The 6,941-nt window shown below is 65.2% G+C and carries 8 protein-coding genes; 7 read left to right on the plus strand and 1 reads right to left on the minus strand.

Translation table 11 applies throughout. The annotated features are described in order from the left end of the window. The first annotated feature begins 335 nt into the window (after positions 1-335). Complete coding sequence (gene purC / locus VJ655_RS04045) at positions 336-1,094, plus strand: phosphoribosylaminoimidazolesuccinocarboxamide synthase (RefSeq protein WP_324109785.1); 759 nt, start codon at positions 336-338, stop codon at positions 1,092-1,094. A 54-nt stretch (positions 1,095-1,148) separates the two neighbouring features. Next, complete coding sequence (gene purS / locus VJ655_RS04050) at positions 1,149-1,388, plus strand: phosphoribosylformylglycinamidine synthase subunit PurS (RefSeq protein WP_324109786.1); 240 nt, start codon at positions 1,149-1,151, stop codon at positions 1,386-1,388. Between the two features lie 41 nt (positions 1,389-1,429). On the opposite strand, the gene VJ655_RS04055 is transcribed toward purS, so the two are convergent. Then, a complete protein-coding gene (locus VJ655_RS04055; protein ID WP_324109787.1) occupies positions 1,430-2,053 on the minus strand; it encodes a TetR/AcrR family transcriptional regulator in 624 nt (207 codons plus the stop codon). A gap of 85 nt (positions 2,054-2,138) precedes the next feature. Here VJ655_RS04055 and VJ655_RS04060 point away from each other — a divergent pair, with 85 nt between their 5' ends. The 5 genes from VJ655_RS04060 to VJ655_RS04080 form a co-directional block, all read left to right on the plus strand. Continuing rightward, a complete protein-coding gene (locus VJ655_RS04060; RefSeq protein ID WP_324109788.1) occupies positions 2,139-3,413 on the plus strand; it encodes a cytochrome P450 in 1,275 nt (424 codons plus the stop codon). A gap of 7 nt (positions 3,414-3,420) precedes the next feature. Further along, complete coding sequence (locus VJ655_RS04065; protein ID WP_324109789.1) at positions 3,421-3,600, plus strand: rubredoxin; 180 nt, start codon at positions 3,421-3,423, stop codon at positions 3,598-3,600. 73 nt (positions 3,601-3,673) lie between these two features. Further along, complete coding sequence (locus tag VJ655_RS04070) at positions 3,674-4,159, plus strand: DUF3291 domain-containing protein (protein ID WP_324109790.1); 486 nt, start codon at positions 3,674-3,676, stop codon at positions 4,157-4,159. 121 nt (positions 4,160-4,280) lie between these two features. Then, positions 4,281-4,943, plus strand: a complete 663-nt coding sequence (gene purQ, locus VJ655_RS04075; protein WP_324109791.1) for a phosphoribosylformylglycinamidine synthase subunit PurQ — start codon at positions 4,281-4,283, stop codon at positions 4,941-4,943. A gap of 110 nt (positions 4,944-5,053) precedes the next feature. Continuing rightward, positions 5,054-6,941, plus strand: a 1,888-nt coding sequence (locus tag VJ655_RS04080) for a CocE/NonD family hydrolase (RefSeq protein WP_324109792.1), incomplete at its 3' end; no start/stop codon positions are given.

The following is a 6,941-nucleotide window of genomic DNA, read 5'->3' on the forward strand; positions in this document are numbered from 1 at the left end:
ATCGATCTGGCCGCGACAGGCTCTAATTCTAAACATTGAGAGCATGATGGTCGCCAAAACCGGCGTCCACTTTCGGCTATCATGCTCTTACGCCGGCTGCATATATCGTGCCGCTCGCGTCCGCAATCCGGGGAAGCCCCCAGAGGCGACGTTTCCAGCCTTGGCGTCGACCAAACCGGCGCGCTTTGTTTGCGCGCTCGCGCTCATTCAGGTAGGTTCCGCCGGACATTTTTTAGTGAGCGGCCTTGAGTCGAACGCCGCGCGCAGCTATCCGCCGCGCGCGCTTTTCGTTTCTTCGGTAGGGCGCACGCTGCAGAAGGGCCTCGACGAGAGCCATGACGACCCGTCGCAAGAAGATTTACGAAGGCAAGGCCAAGATCCTGTACGAGGGGCCCGAGCCGGGAACCCTGATCCAGTACTTCAAGGACGACGCCACCGCGTTCAACGCGCAGAAAAAGGCCGTCCTGGAAGGCAAGGGCGTCATCAACAATCGGATCAGCGAGTACATCATGACTCGCCTGAACACGATCGGCGTGCAGAACCACTTCATCCGCCGCCTGAACCTGCGCGAGCAGCTGATCAAGGAAGTCGAGATCGTCCCGCTCGAGGTCGTGGTGCGCAACATCGCCGCCGGCTCGATCGCCACGCGCCTGGGCCTGACCGAGGGTCAGCCCCTGCCCCGCTCGATCATCGAATTCTACTACAAGGACGACAAGCTCGGGGACCCGATGGTCTCGGAAGAGCACATCACCGCGTTCAACTGGGCCGCGACCCAGGAGATCGACGACATGATGGCCATGGCCCTGCGGGTGAACGACTATCTGTCGGGGCTGTTCAGCGGCGTCGGCATCACCCTGGTGGACTTCAAGATCGAATTCGGCCGGATCTACGAAGGCGACTTCTCGCGGATCATCCTGGCCGACGAGATCAGCCCCGACAGCTGCCGCCTGTGGGACGCCGCCACCAACGAGAAGCTGGACAAGGACCGCTTCCGCCGCGACCTCGGCAACGTCATCGAGAGCTATACCGAGGTGGCCCGCCGCCTCGGCATCATGAAGGAAATGCCGACCGTCATCCAAGGCGGCGTGCACTAAGCCTTCAGTTGGGATGTGTCGCGCCGCCCGGCGGCGCGCGGGGAGAATCTGTCAGTGAAAGCCACCGTCCACGTGTTCCTGAAGCCCGGCGTGCTCGACGTCCAGGGCAAGGCCGTCGAGAACGCCCTGCACGGCCTGGGCTGGCAATCGGTCAAGGACGTCCGCGTCGGCCGCGTGATCGAGTTCGACCTGGCCGAAACCGACGCCGATAAGGCCAAGGCCGAGGTCAAGGCCATGTGCGACAAGCTGCTGGCCAACACGGTCATCGAAAGCTACCGCATCGACGTGGCCTGATAGAAATCCCTCTTCCATAGGGAGAGGGAGGGATCCGCGCCTCAGACCCCGAAACTCGCCCTGAGCGTCGCCAGGCTGGTCTCCCGGATGGGCTCGAGGTTCAGCGCTGGATCGACCAGCAGCTGGGTCGACAGGCCCAGCAGCAATGAGCCCACGATCAGCGCCGCCGCGTCGGCGTCGAGCCCTTCGCGGATAACGCCCTCCGCCTGACCGCGCAGCACCAGCCCCTCCAGACGGATCTCGACCTCCTTGTGGGCGGCCGCGAACGGACCGCGCAGGTCCGAGACCTCGGCCACCGCGCCGGCCATCAGCACGAAATAGGCCCGCAGCTCGCCGTCTTCCGCCAGGTTGCGCAGGAAGATGTCGACAAAGGCCAGGATCGCTTCGAGGCCGTTCAGCGCGTCGAGCTGCCGATCGTCGAGCAGCCCCTGGATGCGCGCCTGCAGCCTGGCGATCAGCGCCTCGATCAGCCCTTGCTTGGAGCCGAACCGCTGGGTGACCAGCCCCCGGCTGTAGCCGGCCCGCGCGCCGATGTTCTCGAAGGTGGCCGCCGCCGTCCCCTGTTCGGCGATCAGCGCCGCGGCGGCGCGCAGCAATTCGCTCTCGGACTGCTGGCGACGATCGGACTGCGTTCGACGGACGGGGGCCTTAAGGACGGATGTCATCTTGCAGATCGTAGTTATTTGTTGGACAACAAACAAATAATAGAGATGGCCACGAGCCATCCTCGGGAGCACCAGGAGGCCACACGTGACGATCCCCGCCGATATCGCCAAGGACATTGTCGATCCCACCGCCTACGCCGACGGCGAGCGTGTCGACCAGGCCTTCGCCTGGCTGCGCAAGGAAGCGCCTTTGGACATCGCCCAGCCCGAGGGCTTCGATCCGTTCTGGGTCGTCACGCGCCACGCCGACATTCTGGAGGTCGAGCGCCAGAACGAGTTGTTCCACAACGGCGACCGCGCCACCGTGCTGACCACGATCGAGGCCGACCGCAAGGTGCGCGAGATGATGGGCGGGTCCCCTCACCTGGTTCGCTCGCTGGTGCAGATGGATAATCCGGACCACTTCGCCTATCGGAAGGTCACGCAAGGCTCGCTGCTGCCGCAAAACCTCCGCGCGCTCGAGGCCCGCATCCGTGAGATCGCGCGCGGCTTCGTCGACCGCATGGCCGAGCACGGCGACCGCTGCGACTTCGCGCGAGACGTGGCCTTCCTCTACCCGCTGCACGTCATCATGGAAGTCCTGGGCGTTCCCGAGAGCGACGAGCCTCGGATGCTGAAACTGACCCAGGAACTGTTCGGCAACGCCGACCCCGAACTGAACCGCAGCGGCAAGACGATCACCGACGCCGGCGAAGGCGTCGACAGCATCCAGTCCGTGGTCATGGACTTCATGATGTACTTCAACGCCATGACCGAGGACCGTCGGGCCAGACCGCGCGACGACCTGGCCAGCATCATCGCCAACGGCAAGATCAATGGCGAGCCGATGGGTCACCTGGAAGCGATGAGCTACTACATCATCGCCGCGACGGCCGGCCACGACACCACCTCGTCCACCACCGCCGGCGCGCTGTGGGCCCTGGCCGAGAACCCCGATCAGTTCGCCAAGGTCAAGGCCGATCCGTCGCTGATCTCGGGCCTGATCGAGGAATCGATCCGTTGGGTGACGCCGGTGAAGCACTTCATGCGCACCGCCACCGACGACGCCGAACTGGCCGGCAAGAAGATCGCCAAGGGCGACTGGCTGTTCCTGTCCTACCCCTCGGGCAACCGCGACGAGACGGTGTTCGACGACCCGTTCAGCTTCAAGGTCGACCGCACGCCCAACAAGCACATCGCCTTCGGCTACGGCGCGCACATCTGCCTGGGTCAGCATCTGGCGCGCATGGAGATGCGCGTCCTGTGGGAGGAGCTGTTCGCCCGTCTCGACAGCGTCGAGCTGGACGGAACGCCCACGCGGATGACCGCCAACTTCGTCTGCGGCCCCAAGTCGGTGCCGATCCGCTTCAAGATGCACTGAGGCGGCGATGAGCGAGCAGCCCTTCAAGGTCTGGCAGTGCCGGACATGCGGCTACATCTATGACGAGGAGCAGGGCGATCCCGCCGAAGGCCTGGCGCCGGGAACCCGCTGGGCCGACATCCCCGCCGGTTGGATCTGCCCGATGTGCGGGACGCCAAAGTCCGACTTCGACATGATCGAACTCTGAAAAAACGCCGCCTCCCCCTTCCGCTCGAAGCTTCGCCACACGATGTTCGGCCGGAGCGGAAGGGAGACCATCAATGAGTGCGAAGTTCCACCTGGCCGAGGTCAATGTCGGCCGGCTCAAGGCCCCGATCGATCACCCGATGATCAGGGACTTCGCCGACAACCTCGACAGGATCAATGCGCTCGCGGAAGGCTCGCCCGGCTTCGTCTGGCGGCTGACGGGCGAGGGAAACAACGCCACCGACCTGGCGATCGACAATGATCCCCTGTTCATTCCCAACCTCTCGGTCTGGGAGGACATCCCCTCGCTCGGCGCCTTCGTCTATCGCAGCGGTCACGTGGAGATCATGCGCCGCCGCCGCGAGTGGTTCGAGCACATGGACCTCTACATGGCCCTCTGGTGGGTACCCGTCGGCCACACGCCGACGGTCGAGGAGGCCCTGGAGAAGCTGGCGTTGCTCGAGGCCCACGGTTCCACGCCGGCCGCCTTCACCTTCAAGTCGCCCTTCCCGCCGCCCACGGGCGAACTGGTCGAGCCCGAGCTGGACGAATGCGCGTAACGAACTGTCATCCCGGCCGAAGCGCGGCGTAGAGCCGGGACCACAGGAAGCGCGTGTTTCCGGCGGTCCCGGCTTTCGCCGGGATGACAGCGAGGGCCGAACGGTGCTACAGGCCCGCGCCATGAAAGCCGCCGTCGTCGTTTTTCCGGGTTCGAACTGCGATCGTGACTGCAAGGTCGCCATCGAGCGCTCCGCTGGGGCGCGTGTCGAAATGGTCTGGCACCAGGAGACGGCGCTGCCGGACGACCTGGACCTGATCGTCCTGCCCGGCGGCTTCTCCTACGGCGACTATCTGCGCTGCGGCGCCATGGCGGCGCTGAGCCCCGTCATGAAGGAGGTCGTCGCCGCCGCCGACAAGGGCGTGGCGGTCGTGGGCATCTGCAACGGCTTCCAGGTCCTGACCGAGGTCGGCCTGCTGCCCGGCGCCCTGCTGCGCAACGCGGGCCTGAAATACGTCTGCAAGCCGGTCGAGCTCGATATCGTCAACGGCCAGACCCGCTTCACGGCCGGCTACGGCGAGCAACGCCAAGCGGTGATGACCGTCGGCAATGGCGAGGGCAACTACTTCGCCGACGAGGAGACGCTGGACCGCCTCGAGGGCGAGGGCCAGGTGGTGTTCCGCTACAAGGAAAACCCCAACGGCTCGGCTCGCGACATCGCTGGCATCATCAATCCCAAGGGCAACGTCCTGGGCCTGATGCCCCACCCCGACCGCGCCTTCGACGCCGATCTGGGTTCGGAGGACGGCGCGGTGCTATTCCGCAGCATCTTCCAGAGCGCCTGACGCTTCGGTCCCTCCGTCCGCCGACGAAAAATGGGCTCGGTGACGCCGTCACCGTGTAGCAGCCGAAAAATCCCGGACTTAAGGTGCGCCCCTCTGTAGGAGGGCCACTCATGAATCTCGTCTCCACCCTGCGCGCGGGCCTGCTGGCCGCCGCGGCCTTGACCGCCTTTGGCGTCGCCGCCCACGCCCAGGTCACGCCGATGACGCCGGACATCGACGGCAAGTACGTCGCCGCCAAGATCAACTATGACTACGAAAAGCGCGTCGTGATGATCCCGATGCGCGACGGGACCAAGCTGTACACCGTCATCGTGGTCCCCAAGGGCGGCAAGAATCTGCCGATCATGCTGACCCGCACGCCCTACAACGCCGCCAAGCGCGCCGCCCGCGCCGATAGCCCGCGTATGGTCGCGGCCATGCCGCAGGGAGACGAGCCGTTCGTCGCCGACGGCGGCTACATCCGCGTCTTCCAGGACATCCGCGGCAAGTACGGCTCGGAGGGCGAATACGTGATGACGCGCCCGCTGAAGGGGCCGCTGAACTCGTCCGAGGTCGACCACTCCACCGACGCCTACGACACCATCGACTGGCTGGTGAAGAACGTGCCCGAGACCAACGGCAAGGTCGGGATGCTGGGCAGCTCCTACGAGGGCTTCACCGTGGTGATGGCCCTGGTCAATCCGCACCCGGCCCTGAAGGTCGCCGCGCCGATGAGCCCGATGGTCGATGGCTGGATGGGCGACGACTGGTTCCAGTACGGCGCCTTCCGCCAGATCAATTTCGACTACTTCGCCCGCCAGACCACCGTGCGCGGCGCCGGCGAAGGCGTCCAGCGCCAAGGTTACGACGATTATTCCAACTTCCTGCGCGAGGGTTCGGCCGGGGACTACGCCAAGAACCACGGCCTGGACCAGCTGACCTGGTGGAAGAAGCTGGCCGAGCACACGGCCTATGACAGCTTCTGGAGCGAGCAGGCTCTCGACAAGACCATGGAAAAGACGCCGCTGAAGGTGCCGACCATGTGGATCCAGGGCCTGTGGGACCAGGAAGACATCTGGGGCGCGGTGCACTCCTACCCGGCGCTGGAGTCCAAGGACACGAACAACGACAAGAACTATCTGGTGCTGGGCCCCTGGCGGCACAGCCAGGTCAACTACGACGGCTATAATCTGGGTCCGTTCAAGTGGGACGGCGACACCGCCCTGCAGTTCCGTCGCGACGTGATGAAGCCCTTCTTCGACCAGTACCTGAAGGACGGGCCCAAGGCCGACACCCCGCCGGTGCTGATCTACGATCCGGGCCAGAACAAGTGGAACCGCTATGCGTCCTGGCCGCAGGGCGGGACCGAGAGCAAGGCTGGCAAGAACCTCTACCTCGATGCAAAGGGCGCGCTTTCCTTCACCGCTCCGGCCGCGGCCAAGGGCGCGGCGGCCTATGACGAGTACGTCTCGGATCCGGCCAAGCCCGTGCCGTACGTGCAGCGCCCGGTGCAGTTCGCCGACGGCGACCGCTGGAAGGCCTGGCTGGTCAGCGACCAGCGCCACGCCGAAAGCCGCACCGACGTGGTGAGCTACGTCACCGAGCCGCTGAAGGAGCCGCTGAAGATCGCCGGCGTGCCCAAGGTGAACCTGTTCGCCTCGACCAGCGGCACCGACAGCGACTGGGTGGTCAAGCTGATCGACGTCTTCCCCGACGAGGTTCCCAGCCAACCCGAACTGGGCGGCTACGAACTGGCCGTGGGCATGGACATCTTCCGCGGCCGCTATCGCGAGAGCTTCAGCCAGCCCAAGGCCCTGACGCCCAACAAGCCGCTGAAGTACCAGTTCATCCTGCCGACCGCGAACTACACCTTCCAGCCGGGTCACCGGATCATGGTGCAGGTCCAGTCCAGCTGGTTCCCGCTCTACGACCGCAACCCGCAGACCTTCGTGCCGAACATCTTCTTCGCCAAGCCCAGCGACTACGTGAAGGCGACGCAGCGGGTGTTCCACGCCGGCG

This window comes from Caulobacter sp., assembly GCF_035254145.1.
GTDB lineage: Bacteria > Pseudomonadota > Alphaproteobacteria > Caulobacterales > Caulobacteraceae > Caulobacter.

Excerpts from the sequence above, each read along its gene's own strand:
- VJ655_RS04070 (WP_324109790.1), top strand. The coding sequence starts at position 3,674 with ATGAGTGCGAAGTTCCACCTGGCCGAGGTCAATGTCGGCCGGCTCAAG.
- VJ655_RS04065 (WP_324109789.1), top strand. The coding sequence starts at position 3,421 with ATGAGCGAGCAGCCCTTCAAGGTCTGGCAGTGCCGGACATGCGGCTAC.
- purC (WP_324109785.1), top strand. The coding sequence starts at position 336 with ATGACGACCCGTCGCAAGAAGATTTACGAAGGCAAGGCCAAGATCCTG.
- purQ (WP_324109791.1), top strand. The coding sequence starts at position 4,281 with ATGAAAGCCGCCGTCGTCGTTTTTCCGGGTTCGAACTGCGATCGTGAC.
- VJ655_RS04055 (WP_324109787.1), bottom strand. The coding sequence starts at position 2,053 with ATGACATCCGTCCTTAAGGCCCCCGTCCGTCGAACGCAGTCCGATCGT.